The organism is Collinsella aerofaciens, from assembly GCF_039752775.1.
Lineage (GTDB): Bacteria > Actinomycetota > Coriobacteriia > Coriobacteriales > Coriobacteriaceae > Collinsella > Collinsella aerofaciens_R.
The window spans coordinates 35,053-56,144 of record NZ_JBDMGT010000013.1 but is presented as its reverse complement, the minus strand read 5'-3'; the positions used below and the strand labels follow the sequence as shown (position 1 = coordinate 56,144).

16 protein-coding genes are annotated in these 21,092 nt (G+C 60.4%); 15 read left to right on the top strand and 1 reads right to left on the bottom strand.

The window, feature by feature from the left end; all coding sequences use genetic code 11:
- The first annotated feature begins 691 nt into the window (after window positions 1-691).
- From ABHR63_RS05165 to ABHR63_RS05150, 4 genes are all read left to right on the top strand, one after another.
- Window positions 692-7,069 carry a discoidin domain-containing protein gene (locus ABHR63_RS05165; RefSeq protein WP_346964956.1) on the top strand — a complete coding sequence of 2,126 codons (6,378 nt, stop codon included), beginning with the start codon at window positions 692-694 and terminating at the stop codon, window positions 7,067-7,069.
- 289 nt (window positions 7,070-7,358) lie between these two features.
- Window positions 7,359-7,823 (top strand): 5-(carboxyamino)imidazole ribonucleotide mutase, encoded by a 465-nt coding sequence (purE, locus tag ABHR63_RS05160; RefSeq protein ID WP_346964957.1) that lies wholly within the window; start codon window positions 7,359-7,361, stop codon window positions 7,821-7,823.
- A 36-nt stretch (window positions 7,824-7,859) separates the two neighbouring features.
- The gene (locus ABHR63_RS05155; protein WP_346964958.1) at window positions 7,860-8,858 is read left to right on the top strand and encodes a class B sortase; all 999 of its coding nucleotides are present in this window, start codon (window positions 7,860-7,862) and stop codon (window positions 8,856-8,858) included.
- A gap of 32 nt (window positions 8,859-8,890) precedes the next feature.
- Window positions 8,891-9,307, top strand: a complete 417-nt coding sequence (locus ABHR63_RS05150) for a molybdenum cofactor biosynthesis protein MoaE (protein ID WP_346964959.1) — start codon at window positions 8,891-8,893, stop codon at window positions 9,305-9,307.
- 90 nt (window positions 9,308-9,397) lie between these two features.
- On the opposite strand, the gene ABHR63_RS05145 is transcribed toward ABHR63_RS05150, so the two are convergent.
- Complete coding sequence (locus ABHR63_RS05145) at window positions 9,398-10,627, bottom strand: putative ABC transporter permease (protein ID WP_117716194.1); 1,230 nt, start codon at window positions 10,625-10,627, stop codon at window positions 9,398-9,400.
- 275 nt (window positions 10,628-10,902) lie between these two features.
- Between ABHR63_RS05145 and ABHR63_RS05140 the strand changes: the two genes are divergently transcribed.
- The 11 genes from ABHR63_RS05140 (at window position 10,903) to ABHR63_RS05090 (ending at window position 20,979) form a co-directional block, all read left to right on the top strand.
- Window positions 10,903-12,573, top strand: a complete 1,671-nt coding sequence (locus tag ABHR63_RS05140; RefSeq protein WP_148331751.1) for an amidophosphoribosyltransferase — start codon at window positions 10,903-10,905, stop codon at window positions 12,571-12,573.
- A gap of 156 nt (window positions 12,574-12,729) precedes the next feature.
- Complete coding sequence (gene purM / locus ABHR63_RS05135; protein ID WP_117655823.1) at window positions 12,730-13,833, top strand: phosphoribosylformylglycinamidine cyclo-ligase; 1,104 nt, start codon at window positions 12,730-12,732, stop codon at window positions 13,831-13,833.
- The gene (gene purN, locus ABHR63_RS05130) at window positions 13,823-14,524 is read left to right on the top strand and encodes a phosphoribosylglycinamide formyltransferase (RefSeq protein ID WP_055285383.1); all 702 of its coding nucleotides are present in this window, start codon (window positions 13,823-13,825) and stop codon (window positions 14,522-14,524) included. The genes purM and purN overlap by 11 nt, the downstream gene beginning before the upstream one ends.
- Before the next feature lie 152 nt (window positions 14,525-14,676).
- On the top strand, window positions 14,677-15,141 hold the full coding sequence (locus ABHR63_RS05125; protein ID WP_117746187.1) for a PTS sugar transporter subunit IIA: 465 nt from the start codon (window positions 14,677-14,679) through the stop codon (window positions 15,139-15,141).
- A gap of 170 nt (window positions 15,142-15,311) precedes the next feature.
- Window positions 15,312-16,532, top strand: coding sequence for a peptidylprolyl isomerase (locus ABHR63_RS05120; RefSeq protein ID WP_099432435.1), 1,221 nt, complete (start codon window positions 15,312-15,314; stop codon window positions 16,530-16,532).
- A gap of 54 nt (window positions 16,533-16,586) precedes the next feature.
- Window positions 16,587-17,030 (top strand): GatB/YqeY domain-containing protein, encoded by a 444-nt coding sequence (locus tag ABHR63_RS05115; protein WP_055310319.1) that lies wholly within the window; start codon window positions 16,587-16,589, stop codon window positions 17,028-17,030.
- Window positions 17,031-17,277: 247 nt separating this feature from the next.
- The gene (locus ABHR63_RS05110; protein ID WP_022094215.1) at window positions 17,278-18,009 is read left to right on the top strand and encodes an amino acid ABC transporter ATP-binding protein; all 732 of its coding nucleotides are present in this window, start codon (window positions 17,278-17,280) and stop codon (window positions 18,007-18,009) included.
- A gap of 8 nt (window positions 18,010-18,017) precedes the next feature.
- Window positions 18,018-18,893: a transporter substrate-binding domain-containing protein gene (locus ABHR63_RS05105; RefSeq protein WP_117746189.1), complete on the top strand. Its 876-nt coding sequence runs from the start codon at window positions 18,018-18,020 to the stop codon at window positions 18,891-18,893.
- Window positions 18,894-18,918: 25 nt separating this feature from the next.
- Window positions 18,919-19,665, top strand: coding sequence for an amino acid ABC transporter permease (locus ABHR63_RS05100; RefSeq protein ID WP_346965893.1), 747 nt, complete (start codon window positions 18,919-18,921; stop codon window positions 19,663-19,665).
- 3 nt (window positions 19,666-19,668) lie between these two features.
- Window positions 19,669-20,307, top strand: a complete 639-nt coding sequence (locus tag ABHR63_RS05095) for an amino acid ABC transporter permease (protein WP_055285379.1) — start codon at window positions 19,669-19,671, stop codon at window positions 20,305-20,307.
- A 48-nt stretch (window positions 20,308-20,355) separates the two neighbouring features.
- Window positions 20,356-20,979, top strand: a complete 624-nt coding sequence (locus tag ABHR63_RS05090; protein ID WP_117746190.1) for a cytidylate kinase-like family protein — start codon at window positions 20,356-20,358, stop codon at window positions 20,977-20,979.
- Window positions 20,980-21,092: the final 113 nt, after the last annotated feature.

The window sequence follows — 21,092 nt, the reverse complement described above, 5'->3', positions numbered from 1 at the left end:
GCTCGACCTTCTCCCTGCTGTACATGCGAACCTCCAGTCCGGACCGCCCCGCGGTCCAACTTTCTGTCCGCACCCCCTAATGAGGCAGATATGCTTACTCAAGGGCGGAAAAGGCTTATCGCTGGGTCCCAGTGACTCAAAAACCGAGATGATTAAGCAAAAGCCACTGCCAAAAAAATACAAATCTGAACTAACTGCCCACCACCCTCTGTCAACCTTTCTATTCAAACCAAATCAGCCAACGTATGTCATAGCAATCCCCGGTAGGTCGCAGGGTGGCGGCTGAGCCTTTTCTTCGGGAAACTTCGCGAAGTCCAGTTCCCGAGGGAAAGGTATGGTCTGTGTAATACCAGATAAACAGTACGTTTTTGCTTAATTGATATTTGGGAGAAGAACCAATTGGTGTGGCTTATTAAGCCCACTTTGCCATTGACGCTCATTTTAATACCACTGGGAGAATTCCGAACTTGGTTGCGCAACTGCTCCTGTATGCTGAATCAACCTAATAGGTGGATATCTGGTTACTACCAGTTGACCACTTGGTAACGGGTGTGCCCACTGCACGGAATGTACCGAACACCCCTCCCGTTTGATGCGTGCGCCATGCTGCAGGGCGTGCGTCCGCGACACTTCCGCATGTCGGAGGAAAGGAGTCCAGGTGTGTAGGAATTCCATTTTTACGAAACGGTGGGTGAAGGGAAGCGCGGTCCTCGTTGCCACTGCAGCGACGCTTGTGTTTGCCAATCCCCAGCAGGCGATTGCCACGCCACTCAAGGGTGTCGACTCAGCGACCGTGTCTCAGTCTGCCTCGAACGTCGTCGACATCGATTTCGCTGACGGCATCAAGGGCCGTATTACGTTCCTCGAGGACGGTATTTTCCGTTATAACGTCGACCCCAAGGGTGAGTTTTCCGAGTACGCCACGCCGCGCAGTAAGTCCCACACGGCTAAGATCCAGGCTCAGCCCGATACCTCGGACACCTACAGCAAGCCGAGTGCGACGGTTGCCGACAAGGGCGACACTATCGAGATCACCGGCGGAAAGGCGACCGTGATCCTGGACAAGGCGACTGGCAAGATGAGTATCAAGTCAGGCGACCGTGGCGTGGTTTCTGAGTCTGCGCCCCTCGACCTTGATAAGAAGGGTACCGTCCAGACGCTCGCCAAGGAGAAGTCCGAGAACTTCTTTGGCGGCGGCACCCAGAACGGCCGCTTCCTGCACACCAACCAGACCATCGCCATCTCCAACACTAACAACTGGACCGATGGCGGCGTTGCCTCGCCCAACCCGTTCTATTGGACGAGCGACGGCTACGGCGTGCTCCGAAACACGTTTGCAGAGGGTTCCTACGACTTCGGTTCCACGGACTCATCGACGGTCACGACTTTGCACAGCGAGAATGAGTTTGATGCCTATTACTTCGTGGCGACCAACGAGGGCGCCTCGAACGTGGCAACCGAGATGCTGCAGGACTACTACAAGGTGACCGGCAATCCGGTGCTGCTGCCCGAGTACGGTTTCTACCTGGGTCATCTTAATGCCTATAACCGTGATGGCTGGTCAACGACCTCGGGTCAAAAGAAGTGGGAGACCAAGGGCAGCAAGTCCTCGAGTGAGAAGGGCGACGTTAAATACGAGTCCGGCATGTCGACGGGCTACAAGCTCGACGGCACGCTTGCGGCCGAGACGCTCAACGGTGATGGCCCTACGGTTGATACCGAGAACATGAAGGCGACCGATTTCGACCGCCAGTTCTCCGCCCGGCAGGTTATCGATGACTACGAGGACAACGACATGCCGCTCGGCTGGTTCCTGCCGAACGACGGTTACGGTGCTGGCTACGGCCAGAACGGTTACTACAAGACCGGCGGCGTCAACTCCGACGGAACGAGTTCTGCCGAGCGCCTCAACGCCGTGCGCGCCAACGTCGACAATCTTAAGAAGTTCACCGAGTATGCCAACTCCAAGGGCGTGAGCACCGGTCTCTGGACCCAGTCGAACCTCGAGCCCGATAGCAACTCCGAGACCCCGTGGCATCTGCTGCGCGATTTCGATTCTGAGGTTAAGACTGGTGGCATCACCACGCTCAAGACCGACGTCGCTTGGGTCGGCTCCGGCTACTCCTTTGGCCTCAACGGCATCAAGACGGCCTATGACACCGTGACCACCGGCGCCAACAAGCGCCCCAACATCATCACGCTTGACGGCTGGGCCGGCACGCAGCGCTTTGGCGGCATCTGGACCGGCGACCAGTACGGCGGTAACTGGGAGTACATTCGCTTCCATATCCCCACGTATATCGGCCAGAGCCTCTCGGGCAACCCCAACATCGGCTCCGATATGGACGGCATCTTTGGTGGCGATCCCATCATCTCCGCTCGCGACTACCAGTGGAAGACATTCACGCCCTCTATGCTTGACATGGACGGTTGGGGCACCTACCGCAAGTCGCCCATGACGCACGGCGATCCATACACGGGCATCTCGCGCTTCTATCTCAAGCTCAAAGCACAACTCATGCCCTATATCTACACGAGCGCGGCCTCGGCGGCCAACATCGACACGGGCAACGGCGATACCGGCCTTCCCATGATCCGCGCCATGCTGCTTTCCGACAACTCCGAGTACGCCGCAAGCACCTCGACGCAGTACCAGTACATGTTCGGTGAGAACTTCCTGGTGGCACCGGTGTATCAGGATACCCAGGCAGATGAGAACGGCAACGATGTCCGCAACGGTATCTACCTGCCCAACTACGGTACCGACGAGAATCCCACCATCTGGATTGACTACTTCTCGGGCAAGCAGTACCGCGGCGGTCAGGTCCTCAACAACTACGAGGCTCCGCTTTGGAAGCTGCCACTCTTTGTTAAGGCCAACGCCATCGTGCCGATGTACGCCGAGAACAACAACCCCGAGGCTGTGACCGAGACCAACACCAAGGGCACCAATCGCAGCCAGCGTATCGTCGAGTTCTTCGCCACCGAGGGTGAGGGCAGCTTTACGCAGTACGAGGATGACGGCTCCTCCATCGAGAACAACACGACCGAGGACGATTCCTACGGCACAATCGACAATATTTCCTACGGTGAGCATGTGAGCACCGTCTATAAGTCGAGCGTGGTGGGCGGCACGGCGACCTTTACCGCCGAGGCATCGCAGGGCGGCTACAGCGGCTACGACTCCAACCGCACCACGACCTTTGTGGCCAACGTCTCCGCCAAGCCCACGAGCGTCTCCGCCAAGAACGGCGGATCCGCGCTCAACGTGGTTGAGGTCGACTCGCAGGAGGCCTTTGACGCCGCGACCCCCGAGGCCGGCCAGGCGGTCTACTTCTACAACGAGACCCCCAACCTCAACCACTACGGTAGCGACGCAGGCAGCACCGAGGCCGAGCAGGGCGAGAGCTTCAACAACACCAAGATCACCACGAATCCCAAGGTCTACGTCAAGTTCGCGAAGACCGATGTCGCCACGGCAGCGCAGACGCTCGAACTGGGCGATTTCGTGAACGCCGATGCCACGCTCGCGGCCGACCGCTTCAACGAGAACCTCTCCGCACCCGCGAACCTTGCTGCCCCCGAGGACGCCACGACCCCCACGAGCATTAAGCTCACCTGGGGGAAGGTCGATGGTGCTACCTCCTACGACCTTAAGGTAGACGGCACTGTGTTCGCCGTGGGCGATGCGGCAGAATTCACGCATACCGATCTTGCCTACAACAGCAAGCATACCTACCAGATTCGTTCGCGCAACGCCGATGGCTACTCCGCATGGAGCGACGTGCTTGAGGCGAACTCTGCGCTCGACCCGTGGCGGAACGTGCCTGAGGCCGAGGAAATCACTTGGGAGGGCTCGCTCTACGGTAGCCATAAGGCCGAACTCGCCTTCGACCATGAGTTCCAGTCGGGCGACGGCGGTTTCCACTCCGGTGGCAACGATCTGGGCAAGGCGCTTACCGTTGACTACGGTCGCGCTTACAAGCTCGACAAGCTCGAGTACTATCCGCGCGATGATGCCGGTAACGGCACTGTGACCAAGATGCGCATCGAGACGAGCCTCGACGGCGTGCATTGGACGACGCAGGAGGTCGACTGGGAGCGCTCCGCCGCTTGCAAGACGGTGGCGTTCGACGGCGCCGTGGCCGCGCGCTACGTGCGTATGACGCCGCTCGCGTCCGTGGGCAACTTCTTCTCCGCCTCCGAGATCGCCATCTACAAGACCGACGGCACGGACGGCTTCGCTGTGGGCTCCAACCTCAACAAGGCCACGGTCTCCGACGGCGACTACTCCAACATGAAGAATTACCTGGGTCTTGAGAACCGCGAGCCCGACACCTCGACGTTCGACTCCCAGATCCGCGCCCACTTCGCCGACCTCAACGGCAACGGCGTCTACGACGTGTACGACTACTCCTTCACCATGGCGGCGCTCGACGGCGGCACTAAGCAAAAGGGCAAGGCTGCTGGCACCCTCGCGGTGATCCCGAGCAAGATGGAGGTCGAGGCCGGCGACGAGATCACGGTCGACGTCTACGCCACCGACGCCGAGAACATCAACGCGCTCGGTGCGCTCGTCAACTTCAACAGCGACCAGTTCGAGTATGTCTCCGAGAGCATCGCGCAGGATGCGTCGACGGCGGGCATGGAGAACCTCTCGCGCGAGAAAGTGCAGTTCACGGATGGCCACCAGACCATCAACCTGGCCTTCGCCAACCGCGGCGACGCCAAGCTCTTCAACAGTACTGGTGTGGTCGCGAGCTTTAAACTCAAGGCTAAGACGGCCGGCAAGGTCGAGCTGCCCTCGACGTCTTGGCTCGTCGGCCCGGCGTGCGACGCGCTCGAGTTCGTGAGTGATGGCACCGTGACGATGCCCGGTGTCCCGCAGCCCACCAAGTCCGAGTACGGCCGCGACGCCTTTGACATCACGATGACCAACGACGAGCTCCCCACCGACGACGGCACCAACGTCGAGAAGCTCATCCAGCAGAAGAGCTATGACGGACTGTTCGACAACAATGAGGGCGGCAACGACTTCGAGTTCCTGTGGAACTATGGGCCCAACTGGATCGACGGCAAGATGCCGACCTACGTCAAGCTGCCCGCCACGATGACGTTCGCCTTCAAGACGCCGTCGAAACTCGATAGCGTCGAGGTCGTTAACCGCAACGGTGGCAACGGCACCGTGCAGAAGATTAAGTCCGTCGTGACGTTCGAGGACGGCTCGACCCAGGAGTTCTCGGGCGGAAGCTTTGATTCCTATCAGGCTCGCTACGCCTTTGGCCTCTCTGCCGAGAACAAGGGCAAGAAGGCGACCAAGGTCGAGATCACGCCGCTTGAGGCATCGGGTGACCAGATGCTCACGCTGCGCGAGATCAACTTCAACTACACACAGGGTGTCGAGGCCATCGAGGGTGTCGAACTGGGCAAGAACCAGACCGAGTTCTTCGAGGGCGATGTGACGCTCGTCGACGCCAAGGCCACGCCCGAGAGCGCCGGCTACCCCTATGTGACGGTCGAGAGCTCCGATCCTTCTGTGGTGAGCGTCTCCGCTGTCCAGGCCGGCGATAGCGTGAGCTACTACCTGCGCGCCAACAAGGCCGGCAAGGCAACGATCACGGTGGCGTCGGTGCTCGATCCCTCCAAGACCGCATCCTATGAGGTCGAGGTCAAGGCTGGTGTCGACACCTCTGCGCTCATGGCAGCGCTTTCCAAGGCCGCGGGCTACAGCGAGTCCGTCTACACCAAGGATTCCTATGCAGCCCTCACCGCTGCGGTCGAGGCGGCTCAGAAGCTCCTCGATGGCGGCCAGGGCAGCTATAGCAAGAAGGATGTCGCAGACGCCACGGCCAAGATCGAGAAGGCAATCGACGGCCTCAAGATGCGCCCCGTCGATGAGAAGAGCCTCATCAACACGCCCGAGAACCGCGAGAACGTCAAGGTGACCGGCTTCTCGAGCGAGGCCGACTATGAGGGCAGCAACGCCGTCAACGCTCTTGACGGCGATGAGCAGACGCTCTGGCACAGCGACTGGGCCTATAAGGCCGGTATGCCCCAGTACCTGACCGTCGACCTGGGCCGCGACTACGATCTCACCGACGTCACGTTCCTGCCGCGCCAGGACGGCGGCACGAACGGCGATATCTTTGAGGCCGAGGTGCTGGTTTCCGACACCGCCGACGGTTATGAGATGGGCACCGCCACGTCGATGGGTACGTTTACCTTCGACAACGACGGCCGCGTGCTCACCGACCGTGGCGACTGGAAGCAGATGAGCTTTGGTGCCGCGCGCGGTCGCTACGTGACCGTCAAGGTGCTCCACGCCGGCGGTGGCAGCGTTGACGCCTACTGCAGCATGGCGGAGCTCAAGTTCTACGGTACGGCCGTTCCCAATCCGGTGGCGAAGGACGACCTCACTGCCGCGATTGAAAAGGTTGATGCCGAGGTTGCAGCCGGCGACCTTAAGGCCAGCGACTACACCGAGGCTTCCTGGACCGCGTTCCAGAACGCCTTGGCGAGCGCCCGCGCCATCCTGAACGACGAGAACGCCACGCAGGACGAGGTCGACCAGGCACTCAAGGCACTCGAGAGTGCTCGCGACGCGCTTGAGAAGACTCCGGTGACCCCGGTCGAGAACCCGACCAAGAAGCAGCTCAAGGCCTTGGTCAAGCAGGCGAAGGAGACTGACACCAGGGGCAAGACGGACGAGTCTGTCAAGGCCCTGACGGATGCCATTACCTACGCCGAGGACGTCTTGGGTGATGAGAATGCTTCCGACATCCAGCTCCAGGCGGCCTATGACCAGCTCAAGCTGGCCATTGAGAGCCTCAAGGATGCCGATTCCGGCAACCAGGGCGGCTCGGGCAACCAGGGTTCCGGCAATGACTCAAACGGCGGCAACCAGGCGGGCAAGCCCGCAGGCGACAAGGCCCAGGGCAGCAAGAAGAGCGGTTCGGCGATCCCCAATACCGGCGACCAGACGGCGGCGACCGTCGCGGCCGTCGGTGGTCTTGGCGCCATCATCGCCGCGATCGGCGCTTTCTTCCATCGTCGCAGCAAGGCTAAGTAGTCCCAGCGACAACTAAGCAAACGTGCCCGCCGCTCCGTCAAGGACGGCGGGCATTGCTTTATTATTTCAGCCAACGTACGTCATGGCAATATCCGGTAGGTCGCAGGGCGCTTCGCGGGCGGGCCAGGCTCTATCTGAACGACTTTGCGAAGCAACCGGAGTGAAGATAAAGCCTGGCCCGCCCGCAAAGCACCACGCAGACCGCAGGGACGGGAGCAGCTATACTACTCTCAGTAGTTAAGGGTCGCGGATCCGCCGCGTCACCGCTCTCAACAGGAGGTCTTTGTTTATGGCAGATCAGAAGCCGGTTGTCGGGATCATCATGGGCTCCAAGTCCGATCTGGGCGTTATGGAAGGTTGCACCGCCGAGCTCGAGGCGCTGGGCGTGCCCTATGAGCTCGTGATTGCAAGCGCGCACCGCACGCCGGCGAAGGTCCATGAGTGGGCCTCGACTGCTGCCGACCGCGGCATCAAGGTGATTATCGCTGCCGCCGGCAAGGCTGCTCACCTGGGCGGTGTCGTGGCTGCGTTTACGCCGCTGCCGGTTATCGGCGTGCCTATGGAGACGAGCGATCTGGGTGGTATGGACTCGCTACTGTCGATGGTGCAGATGCCTTCGGGCGTGCCCGTTGCCTGTGTGGCCATCAACGGTGCCAAGAACGCTGCCATTTACGCCACGCAGATCCTGGGCGCCTGCGACCCCGAGTACCGCAAGGTTATCGAGAAGATGAAGCAGGAGATGGCCGACGCCTAGGCGCCCCGCCATCCTATTTGCAGCATAAGGAGAGCCATGTCCGACTATCAGGGAAAACGTTTTTCGGCTTCTCAGATTCCCGATCCGTCGAAGCCAGACGCTGCCCATGCGGCGCAGCAGGGCCGGACATCCTCTCCTCAGCAGCCGCGTGCGCCGCGCCCCGTGACGCCGGCGACGCATCGCCGACAGGATACACCTGCCGCGTATCGCCCCTCGTCATACAGCACGGCCAAGAAGCCGCCCCGGTCTTCGTCGCACGCCGCGCCGTCGGATTACGCCGAGCCGCCGCGCAAAAAGCGCCACTCCGTCATCCCCATCTTGCTCATCATCATCGGCATCGGTCTGATTGTTGCCGCCGCTGCCATCTTTATCAATGCACAGATTGGCTACAAGCAGGCGAGTGAGTCGTATCAAAAGATCGAAAAGCAATATGTGAGCGACAAAGACGCCAGTGGCGTGCCGATTATCGACTTCAATGCGCTCGCTCAGACAAATCCCGAGGTTGTGGGCTGGATTTACGCACCCGGCACCAACATCAACTACCCCGTGGTGCAGACCAACAACAACTCCAAGTACCTCAATACGCTGTTCGACGGCACCGCCAATGCGTCGGGTGCCATCTTCTTGGATAGCGACGATACCGCGCCGGGCATGGTGGATCAGCAGACCACGATTTACGGCCATCACATGAACGACGGGTCGATGTTCAACGTGATTTCGGACACGACCGATCAGGCGACGTTCGACAGCATGGAATACGTGTACTACATCACGCGCGACGCAACGTATAAGCTGCGCCCGCTGGCGACCAAGGTGGTCGAGGATACGTATGCCAAGGCGCGTACACCCAACTTTGAGGGCGATGATGGGCTGACGAATTATCTGTCCGAGATGCTCGATGGCGCCTCGGCCGCGGCGAGTGACGCGACAGATCGTGCTGCTTCGGCAACCAAGGTCGTAACGCTCGTGACCTGCCGTTCGCTGTCGCTGAGCAACACACGTGCCGTCATGGTGCTCACACCGGTCGAGGAGTAAATTAGCTACTGAATGCGGCAAGGGGAGAAACAATGCTTGAGAGTGGCAAATCGATGCCTTCTGTTGATGCTTGGCTGCGCGAGGCCAAGGCCGATGCTTCGGCGTCCGGGTGCGGCATGTACCTGACGCATAACGGTGCGGTGCGCGCGACGCCTAAGTCCGAGGTGCGCGGGGTCGAGACCGATGGCGTGGCGCCTGGGCATAAGGTGGGCGGCATGGTGTTTGGCTACGATGCTGACAAGGTGCAGGCCGCTATCGAGGCAACGCGCGCGATGCCGGGTATCGGCTACGTGCGCGTGTGGCTGGCGAGCGGCGAGCTTGCCGTGGGCGACGACATCATGCTCGTGCTCATCGGCGGGGACATTCGCCCGCACGTGGTCGATGCGCTGCAGGCGCTTGTCGGTACCATTAAAAATGAATGCGTGAGCGAGGTCGAGCGCGAGGCATAGGCTTCGCGTCGATAGAAGGCTCGTTTACAAAAAATGCCCGCCGGTACGTGTGATACCGGCGGGCATGTTGCGTTTTGGGCGCGCTGGACGCTACACGCGCGTCGCATCCTTGGGGCTCATGGTCATACTCTGGAAGCGGTTCTCCATGTAGTCGTTATCAAAATACTTGCCGTAGAACTGCGCGACGGGAATATCCGGCTCCGTGCCGTTGACGCGCTGGTACCAGTAGTCGAGCGACTGCAGCGTCATGACGCCGTCGACCAGCATAATGACGGTAAAGATGACGGTAGCCGAGTAGCGACTCTTCCACGGAATCATGTTGATGAGTTTGAGCAATCTGGGCAGCAGCAGCTTGATCCAGATGAGTCCGCCCAGGCCCCACAGGCAAGCAAAGCCCGTGCAGGTGCGTCCGCCCGTAAGGACGGCGAGTGGGTCGGGCATGCCAAAGAGCTTCATATGCGAGTAGCTCCACGAGACCACGCCAAATGAGGTCTGCATAAACCAGCCCACGAACACCTCAAAGCTCGCGCCGAGTACAGCGCTTACCAGGAAAATGATGATGGGGTTCTTTTTATAGAAGCGGTTGAGCACCATGGTCATGAGTACGGCGCCAAAGCCATAGATGGGGCTGAAGGGACCGAACAGCATGCCGGCGCGATCCTGGTAGACGCCCGGATCGTCGACCGTCATGTGCCAGATGTCCTCGGCGATCAGGCCGAGCACGCAGCAGACGAGGAATACCCAGAACAGATTGAAGTAGTTGAGCTTGATGTAGCCCTCGCCGGTTTCATCGCGGCCGAGCATGCCCTCGGCGGCGGCGTCGCGGTCGAGCATCTCCTGCAGGCGGCGCTGTAATTCGCGCTCCTGGCGAAGCGTGGGATCGACGGTGGCTGAAAGCGCGATGAGGATGCCGAGCTGGATGGCGGGGCGTAGCAAAAAGAGACCGATACCCTGGAGCATCACGTCGACCAAAAGCTCGACGACGGTGAATGCAATAAGGATGTAGGACAGGCGGGCGGCGTTGCGGCGCTGGTTTTTGATAAGGTCCAGGCCAAAGATGATCAGGATGACGGCACTTGCCGCAGAGAGCATGATGCCGGCGACGATGAGTCCAACCGAGACCAGCATATTGTCGCCGAGCTTTTCGGCGGCGTTGCCGTTGATGAGCGCGGTGATGACCTGCCACATAAAGGCGGCGACTGACGGGAGTGTGCCCACGCCGGACAGGATGCACAGGACGGCGTACACCTTGATGATGAGGGGAATCTTCTTGACCTCCGTGGCGCTGGGGACGCTGGGGTCGAGTTCGTTTCGATCCATACAGAACCTTTCTCGCTTTGTCCTAGGTTACAAGGATACGCCGCCGACCTGCCAAAAGACAGGACGAACGTCCCAATTGCAACAATGCAACCCTCAACGGTGGGCGCGGCGCGGCACTGGCGTCCATGTCGTGTAGCCAAATAAATGTTTGGCCGCAAAACGGATTATTAGCTCGGTGGGCTTTTAAAAAGCGCTGCTCATGCGCTGGGGAGCGCGTCGCGCCGTGCGTATAATAAGGCGGGTAACGCCAAAATACGAGGCTCTGAGGGGATGCCATGTCTCAAGAAACCATCCGCGCGGCCGAGCGTGCCGCGGGACAGGTGAACGCCATGTCGACGTATGATCCGGACTCCGACCAGCTGCATGAGGAATGCGGCGTTTTTGGTGTCTGGGCGCCCGATCGCGACGTGGCTCGACTGACGTACTTTGGCCTGCGTGCACTGCAGCACCGCGGCCAAGAATCGGCGGGAATCGCCGTTGGTGACGGCGGTACGGTTATGGTCCGCAAGGATCTGGGCCTGCTCGACCGTGTGTTCTCCAATGCCGACTTGTCGACGCTCTCCGGTCAGCTGGCCGTGGGTCACGTGCGCTACGGCACCGCCGGCGCCAAGAGCTGGGAAGCCTCTCAGCCGCACCTCTCTACCATCAATAGCGTCATTATCGCGCTCGCGCACAACGGCACCCTCGTCAACACCGACGAGCTGCGCCGCCAGCTGATCGAGCTGGGCGTGCCGTTCCTCTCCAACTCGGATTCTGAGGTCGCGACCAAACTCATCGGCTACTTTACTCAGCGTACAGGCCATCTGCGCGAGGGCATTCGCAAGACCATGGAGCTCGTGCGCGGCGGCTACGCCATGACACTCATCAACGAGCAGGCGCTCTACGCATTCCGCGATCCGCACGGCATTCGCCCGCTCGTGCTGGGCAAGCTGGTGGACGAGGGTCTGGACCAAGCCGATGCCGCATCCGTTTCGCAGCTGCCGTCGCAGGACGGCGCCGCGACGGTCGACGCCACCACCCATGTCACCCGCGCCGGCGGCTGGGTCGTTGCTTCCGAGACGTGCGCGCTCGACATTGTGGGCGCCGAGTATGTTCGTGACGTCCGTCCCGGCGAGATCTTGCGCATCAGCGCCGAGGGCCTTGTGTCCGAGCAGGGCGTGCCTGCCGCCGAAGAGCCTGCTAACTGCATCTTTGAGCAGGTCTACTTCGCTCGCCCCGACTCCATCATGAACGGCAAGAGCGTCTACGCCTGCCGTTATGACATGGGTCGTCAGCTGGCACACGAGGAGCCCGTCGAGGCCGACCTGGTCATCGGCGTGCCCGATTCCGGCCTGCCGCCCGCGGAGGGTTATTCGCACGAGAGCGGTATTCCCTTTGGCGAGGGCCTTATCAAGAACCGCTACGTGGGCCGTACGTTTATCGAACCCACGCAGGAGCTGCGCGCCATGGGCGTGCGTATGAAACTCAACCCGCTGCGCGACAACATCGAGGGCAAGCGCCTGGTCGTCATCGACGACTCCATCGTGCGCGGCACCACCATGGTGCAGCTCGTCAAGATGCTACGCAACGCCGGCGCCAAGGAGATTCATATCCGCATCAACTCACCCGAGGTTATCTGGCCGTGCTTCTACGGTATCGATACCGACGTGCAGTCGCAGCTTATCAGCGCCAACAAGACGGTCGACGAGATTTGCGAGTATATCGGCGCCGATTCGCTGGCCTTCCTTTCGGTCGAGGGCCTGCTTAAGGTCATGCCCAAGGGCGGTTACTGCGATGCGTGCTTTACCGGCCGCTACCCCGTGGCGATTCCCGAGAGTTTTGGCCGCGACAAGTTCATGGAGGGCTTTAAGCCCCGCAACCTGGACAAGCCGCTGCACTTTGATGACGACGCCGTGGTCGAGAAATACGACGACCGCAGCTGGGAAGAGGAGCACGGCGAGGCCTAAAGCCTGCCATGTAGGGACAGGTTTATTTTGGTAGGTTTTACCTGCTGTTTTGTTGATATGACGGCGCGCGTTGTTATGGCGCGCGCCGAAATGAACGCAACTATGAGCACCGTTTGGCGCCCGGGCGGCGGACGGTAGTGGGAGAGGAAGGCTCAGATGAGCGACAGCAAGCATGTGACGTATGAGGATGCCGGCGTCGATACCGCCGAGGGCGGCCGCGCCGTCGACGCGATTAAGCAGATGGTCAAGGACACCAATCGCCCCGAGGTTATCGGCGGCATCGGCGGCTTCGGTGGCCTGTTCTCGGCTGCCGCGCTTAAGGATATGGAAGACCCGATTCTGATTAGCGGTACCGACGGCGTGGGCACCAAGCTCGTGCTCGCCCAGATCATGGATCGCCACGAGACGGTGGGCCAGGACCTGGTCGCTATGTGCGTCAACGACATTCTGGCTTCGGGCGCCGAGCCGCTGTTCTTCCTGGACTACGTTGCCATCGGCCACATCGAGGCCGAGCACATGGCAAAGATCATCAAGGGCGTGGCCGATGGCTGTAAGCTCGCGGGCTGCGCGCTCGTGGGCGGTGAGATGGCCGAGCACCCCGGCGTCATGGCTCCGGCCGACTACGACCTTGCCGGCTTTACCGTGGGCGTCGTCGACCGTCCCAAGATGCTCGACCCCGCAAACGTCCGCCCGGGCGATGTGATCCTGGGCCTGCCTTCCACCGGCGTGCACTCCAACGGCTACTCGCTCGTGCGCAAGGTCATCGGCGTCGACGGCATTAAGCCGGGCACGCCCGAGGCCGCCGCTAAGGCGGAGGAGCTGAGCCGTCCGCTCGAGGAGCTCGGCGGTGCTTCGCTGGCAGACGCCCTGCTGGCTCCCACGCGCATCTACGTCAAGCCGATTCTGGAGCTGCTGCGCGGCGGCGCTCCGGTGCACGCCATTGCCCACATCACTGGCGGCGGTATTACCGAGAACCTCAACCGCGCGCTCGCCGACGACGTCGACGCCGTGGTCACCCGCAACGGTGCCGAGATGGGCTGGGACGTTCCTCCCGTCATCACCTACGTGTCGCGCCAGGCCGAGCTCGCGCCCAACGAGGCATGCAAGACCTTCAACATGGGCGTCGGCCTGTGCCTGATCGTCGCTCCCGAGGACGAGGCCGCGGTGACCGAGGCCCTGGTCGCGCTGGGCGAGAAGCCGTTCCGCGTGGGCGAGTGCGTCGAGGGCTCCGGTAAGGTCGTGTACTCCGATGAGCGCTAACGAGCAGATGGCTGCTGCCGAGGGCCTGGGCTTTGTGCCCTACACCCGTCCGACCGGCACCGATACGGCCGAGCCGCTCAAGATCGGTGTGCTCATCAGCGGTTCGGGTACCAACCTGCAGGCGCTGATCGATCTGATCGCCGCCGGCAAGCTCAACGCTTCGATTGAGCTTGTGGTGTCGAGCCGTCCTTCGGCTAAGGGTTTGCAGCGCGCTGAGCGCGCGGGCATCCAGACGCTCACGCTGTCCAAGGATGTCTATGCCGACCCCATCGCCGCCGACGAGATCATCGCGCACGAGCTGCTCGAGCGCGGCTGCGAATATGTGGTCATGGCCGGTTACATGCGCATGGTGCACACGCCGCTGCTGGCGGCGTTTCCCAACCGCGTGGTCAACTTGCATCCGGCACTGCTGCCGAGCTTTACCGGCGCGCATGCGATCGACGATGCCTTTGCGCGCGGCGTCAAGGTAACCGGTGTGACCGTGCACTTTGCCAACGAGATCTACGACAACGGCCCCATCATCGCCCAGCGCGCGCTGGCTGTCGAGGAAGGTTGGGATGTCGACACGCTCGAGGAGCACATCCACGCGATTGAGCACGTGCTGTATCCCGAGGTTGTTCAGATGCTCGCCGACGGCCGCGTCCACGTGCTGGAGAGCGGCAAGGTCGCAATTGACGCGCCTCGCGGCTAGCGGCGCACAGTACAATTTAGCCGAGTAGTCAGGGTGGTCATTGGCGCCAAGGCGCGCGTGGCCACCTTTTGTTTTGGGTAGTCATCGGGAACGGGCTTTAACGACTGGTCATTCAAGAACGTCGCAGGTGACTAGGTGAGAGAGGTGAGCGCATGGCGGATAACGAAGCGCTGTTTACGCCTGAGCTGGTGTTTTTTGATTGGGAGTGTGCGACGCCGGATGAGGTGTTCGCGCGGCTCGAGGGCGAGCTTGCACCACGTGGCTACATTGCATCCGGTTGGCTCGACGCCGTTCGCACGCGCGAGGATGCCTATCCCACGGGTCTTGCCATGCCGGCGGCAAACATTGCCATTCCGCATACCGATCCGGGGTTTGTGGCCAAGCCCTATATCGCGGTGGTGAAGCCCGCCGCGCCCGTGACATTTAACGCTATGGCTGGCATGGGCGCTCCGGTGTCGGCGCAGATCGTCATTAATCTGGGCATCGCCGAGCCGGGAGGCCAGGTCGAAGCCCTGCAGGCGCTCATGAACATCTTTATGGACGCCGATGCCGCAGCCGACGTGCTCGGCCAGACCACGTCCCAGGGCATGGTCGACGCCATCCGCCGCCACTTCTAAGGTGGGGCTGAGTCGGCACTTGGGGACTGTCCCTAACTGCCGGCTGCCAGAGCTGTCCCCTTTGCACCAAAATGGTGCAGATTAATCTGTCCCCAATGCACCAAGCGTGCCGCGGGGGCTGCGTTGTGACACAATGGCGTTTGTTCGATTCGTTATGCGAAAGGCCAACTATGGCAAATAAGAAAAAGAACTCCGAGGCCGCGCCGACGCCCGAGCAGCAGGCCCGCGCTGCCTCCAGCTCTCGCAAGAAGCAGCGCAAGACGTACGTGTCTAAGACCGTCAAGATCGTTCTGGTGGTCATCGGCGTGCTGGCGATGCTGCTTTCCGTCTCGGCGATGGCGTGCTCCGGCCTTATGTCGCAGGCTGAGGACACCTCGGGCTACAAGCTGACCGGCGGTGTTGCTGCCACTATCAACGGCACCAACCTTACCGAGGACACCGTGACCAAGCAGATCATGAGCATGCGCACGTCCTACGGCTACACCAAGGATGAGGATTGGGCGCAGTATCTGGTTGACAACGACCTCACGCCCAAGAAGTACCGCAAGCAACTCATCGACTCCTACACGCAGCAGATTCTGCTTCAACAGGCACAGAAGGAGAACGGCGTGACGGTGTCGGACGAGGAGGTCGAGAAGGCTTGGAAGGACGCGTGCAAGAGCGCGGGCGGTGCCAAGGCCTTTAAGAAGACCCTCAAGACCTACGGCTATACCGAGGACACCTACAAGGACTCGCTCAAGGAGAGTCTGGCACAGCAAAAGCTCAAGGACGCCGTGGCGCCCACCAGCAAGCCCAAGGACAGCGAGATTGTCGATTACATCAACGAAAACCTGTCCAGCTACAACGACGCCCGCCGCTCGTCGAACATCCTGATCAAGGTTGATTCCGACGCTTCCGACGAGGACAAGGCTGCCGCCAAGGCCAAGGCGCAGGAGTGCCTGGACAAGATCAACTCCGGTGAGCTGAGCTTTGAGGACGCCGTTGAGCAGTACTCCGAGGACACCGGTTCCAAGGAGAAGAAGGGCGATGTGGGCTGGGATAAGCTTACCACCTTCGTCGACAGCTACCAGACGGCGCTCGAGGGGCTCAACAAGGGCGACGTGAGCGACGTGGTCGAGTCGACGTACGGTTACCATGTCATCAAGTGCACCGACTACTTCCATGTCGATAATCAGGTTGATGATATCAACCAGGTGCCCAAGGCCATCAAGAAGTATGTCTCCAACGTGGTGAAGACGCAGGCGGCCAGCACCGCGTACAGCGAGTGGCTAGAGCAGTACAAGAAGGATGCCGACATCACCGTTAATCCCATGCCCAAGGACGTACCCTATAACGTGAGTCTGAAGGGCGTCACCAAGAGCTCGACCGACGATTCGTCGACGACTGAGTAATCATGGGGCGGTGCTCGCACGAGTGCCGCCCACGCTATTAGAGAGGATTTGCAGATGACCAACGAAGAGCTGCAGAAAGAAATGATCGCGGCCATGAAGGCCAAGGACAAGGTTCGCCTGTCCATCATTCGCCAGGTCAAGGCCGAGGTGAAGAATATCGAGGTTAACGAGCGCCGCGATGTGACCGAGGAAGACGTCAACAGCATGATCAAGCGCCTGATCAAGCAGACGAGCGAGACGCTGGAGATGTCCATCAAGGCCGGCACCGACCAGGAGCGTACCGACAACCTGACCGAGCAGGTCAAGATCCTGGAGAGCCTGCTGCCCGCGCAGGTTTCGGGCGAGGAGCTCGAGGCCCTGATCGAGCAGGTTATCGCCGAGCTGGGCGCCACGTCCAAGAAGCAGATGGGCCAGGTCATGGGTGCCCTGGGCAAGGCCACCGGCGGCAACTTCGATAAGCCGGCCGCAGCAAAGATCGTCGGAGCCCGCCTCGCGTAGGGGCCGAGTGGCACACAGTTGAGGCTGAGGGGGCGTGGCCGTCATGGTCGCGCCCCTTTTTGCTGGGCTGGGCACTCATTGGGGACAGGCTTAAATGAGTGCCCAATGAGCAGGTACTCATTTAAGTCTGTCCCCAATGAGTGGGTGGAAGGTTGCGGGTTCTTTACGGGAATGTAGTGTGGGCTGCGGAAACGTGGTTCTTTCCGTACAATAGTTCAACTCATGTAAACGCAGGGAAGGGACATTCATGGCAGACATGATCGAGATCAAGCATCTCAACAAGTACTTTGGCGACCTGCATGTGCTCAAAGATATCAACCTCACCGTCAAACGTGGCGAGAAGCTCGTAATGATCGGGCCTTCCGGCTCGGGTAAATCGACGCTCATCCGTTGCGTCGATTATCTGGAGGAGCCCACGTCGGGCGAGGTTGTCATCGACGGTACGCCGCTCACCAAAAAGAATCACCTGGAGATGGCTCGCAAGTATAGTTCCATGGTGTTTCAGCAGTTCAACCTGTATCCCAACATGACGGTGCTGGGCAACCTGACGCTCGCGCCCATCAAACTGCAAAAGAAGAGCAAGGAGGAGGCGACCGAGATCGCCATCGCTGCGCTCAAGCGCGTCGGCATGGCACATAAGGCCGGCGAGTATCCGCAGAATCTCTCGGGTGGTCAGCAGCAGCGCATCGCCATCGCCCGTGCCCTGTGCACCAAGCAGCCCATCATCCTGTTTGACGAGCCGACCTCGGCGCTCGACCCCGAGATGGTCCAGGAGGTTCTGGACGTTATGATTGAGCTCGCGCAGGAGGACATCACCATGATCTGCGTGACGCACGAGATGGGTTTTGCGCGTCAGGTGGCCGACCGCGTCATCTTTATGGAGGACGGCCGCATTCTGGAGGAGGGCACGCCCGAGCACTTCTTCGATAACCCCGAGAACCCGCGCTGCCGCGAGTTCCTGTCCAAGATTCTGCACTAGGCGCGGTGATGGACATGACGGATATGACGAGGGCGGCCGTGTCGCGCCGTCACTTTTTGCGGCTGGCGGGCGCCGGCATGCTTGCGCTGACGGGGACCGCGCTTACCGGTTGCGGCAACTCCACCAGCGGCGAGGGCTCCGACAAGGGCTCTAAGCTTGCGGCCATCAAGTCGCGTGGACATCTGAATGCCGGCGTTAAGAAGGATGTTCCCGGCTACGGCTATTACGACACCGCCAAGGGTCGCTTTGAGGGCATGGAAGTCGATTTGTGCTACCAGATCGCCGCTGCCGTCTTTGGCGTGAGCTACAAGGAGGCCCGTGCCCAGGAGCTTGTCGAGTTTAACGACGTAACACCCAAGACGCGCGGCCCGCTGATCGATAACGGCCAGCTTGACGTGGTCGCGGCGACCTACACCATCACCGACGAGCGCAAGAAGAGCTGGGATTTCTCGACGCCGTACCGCACCGACTACGTGGGGCTCATGGTCAAGAAGCGTTCGGGCTTTACCTCGATTGAGGATCTGGACGGCAAGGTCATCGGCGTGAGCCAGGGTGCTACCACGCAGGGCCTGATCGAGCAGATGATCAAGGACAACGGCTTTAGCTGCAAGCCAGAGTTTAGGGCCTTTAGCGGCTATCCCATCATCAAGAGCTCGCTCGACGCCGGCAATATCGACGTCTTTGCCATGGACCGCTCCACGCTGGCCGGTTACATGAACGAGACCGTTGAGCTGCTGCAGCCCGAGGTCAAGTTTGGCGAGCAGGGCTACGGCGTGGCGACCAAGAAGGGCTGCGACCTTTCGGCCGTGGTCGATCAGGTGATTTGCGATCGCCTGGCCGACGGCTGGCTCGACCAAGAGGTCAAGACCTGGGGTCTTGTATAGGCGCATCGTCCAAGGAAGGAATCAAATGCTCGAAGGATTATTTGACGCCGACCGTTGGTCGACGACATTTCAAAATATGGGGCCCTTCTGGGAGGGCTTTGGCGTGACGCTGCAAGTGGTCGTTGCCGGCCTGCTGTTGTCGCTGGTGCTGGGCACGCTGCTGGGCGTGTTCTCTACCACTCGCTCGCGCATGCTGCGCGCCATAAGCCGCGTGTACGTGGAGTTTTGCCAGAACACCCCGTTGCCCGTGCAGGTGCTCTTTATGTACATGGCCGGTCCGCAGTTTTTGCAGGCCATAACCGGTGCCGACCAGCCGGTGCGCATCGCGCCGTTCGTGCTGGGCTTCTTGGGCGTGGGTCTGTATCACGCGGCCTACATTTCGGAGGTCATCCGCACTGGTATCGAGGCGGTTCCGCGCGGTCAGATGGAGGCGGCCCAGAGCCAGGGCTTCACCCGTGCGCAGGCGTACTGGTACATCGTACTGCCCCAGACATTCAAGATCATTCTGCCGCCGCTGTGCAACCAGGCGCTCAACCTGGTCAAGAATACGTCGGTGCTGGCGCTTGTGGCCGGCGGCGACCTTATGTACCGTTCCGACAACTTTGTGAGTCTGTACGGTTACCTGCAGGGATACATCGTCTGCTGCCTTATGTACTTCATCATCTGCTTTCCGCTCGCCATACTGGTGCAGTGGCTCGAGCGCCGCTCCAAGGAGCGTCCGCGCGGTGTGAGCCTGGCCGAGCTGGGGCTCGACAACGTAGAGGAGGCCTAGCGCATGGAAATCTTCAACGCGACCAACCTGCTCTACATTTGGGGCGGCTTTGTTAAGACGATCGAGATCTCGGCGCTGTCGATCTTTTTCTCGCTCATCTTTGGCACGGTGCTGGCGCTCGTTAAAAGTTATGCGCCCCGTCCATTCCGTATTTTGGTGAGCGCCTATATCGAGCTGTTCCGTTGCACGCCAAACCTGCTGTGGATCCTGTTTATCTACTTTACGGTGCAGGGTTTGGACATTGTGATTTCGACCATCGCCTTTACGCTGTTTACCAGCGCTGTTATGGCCGAGATTGTGCGCGGAGGCCTCAACTCGATTCCGCGCGGCCAGTTTGAGGCAGCGCAGAGCCAGGGTTTTGGCTTCTTTGCCACCATGCGCTACATCATTCTGCCCCAGACGTTTAAGACGATCATTCCGGCGCTGTTTAGCCAGTGCACGACCGTCATCAAGGACAGCTCGTATCTTTCGGGCATTAACGTGGCCGAGCTCATGTACACGGCCAACGTCGTGATGGCCCACGCGATCGATCTGTCGCAGGTGCTTATGCTCTACGGCCTGGTGTTTGCGATGTACTTTGTGCTCAACTTTGGTATCTCGCTGCTGGTCCGAGCGTATCAACGTCGTATTGTGGCAGCGTAGAATGTGACAAAGGGACTGTCCCTTTGTCACATAGAGAAAGGAATCGCGATGAGCGATCTGGAGAATAAGAAGAATCCTGTGGTCATTACCATCGCGCGCGACTTTGGCGCCGAGGGCCACGAGATTGGTCGTATCCTCGCCGATGAGCTGGGGATTCCGCTGTACGATAACGAGCTGCTGGTGCGTGCTTCGCTGCGCGCGGGCGAGTCGCTCGACAAGATGGCCGCCTACGACGAGCGCCTGGCCGTGGAGAACATGGCGTTTCTGCCCGACCGCTACGATGCGCGTTCGTACTCGGACAAGTTGTTCCAAAAGATGAGCCAGGTGATTTTGGATCTGGGTGAGACCGAGAGCTGCATTATCGAAGGCCGTCTGTCCGATTATCTGCTGCGCAACAACCCCAACCACATCGCCGTGCTGGTGACTGCGCCCTTTGAGGACCGCGTCGAGATCGTGCGCAAGAAGCGCGGTCTCAACAAAAAGAAGGGCGCCAAGCTGGTCAAGCAGCAGCAGAAGGCGCGCGAGGCGTTCTATAAGCGCTACAGTGCCGGAAAGTGGAAGATGACGAGCGGTAAAGACATCGTCGTCAACCGCGCCAAGCTGGGCCGCGAGGGTTGCAAAGACGTTATTGCCGCAGCCTACCGCTACAAAGTAGCGCAGCTCGAAGACTAACCGACCAAAACCATCACAAAGGTGCCTGTCCCCATCGTGGTGGTTGGGTGGTCGGCATAGAAAAAGTCCCCGCCGGGCGTGTGCTCGACGGGGACTTTGCCGTTTGGTGGTTA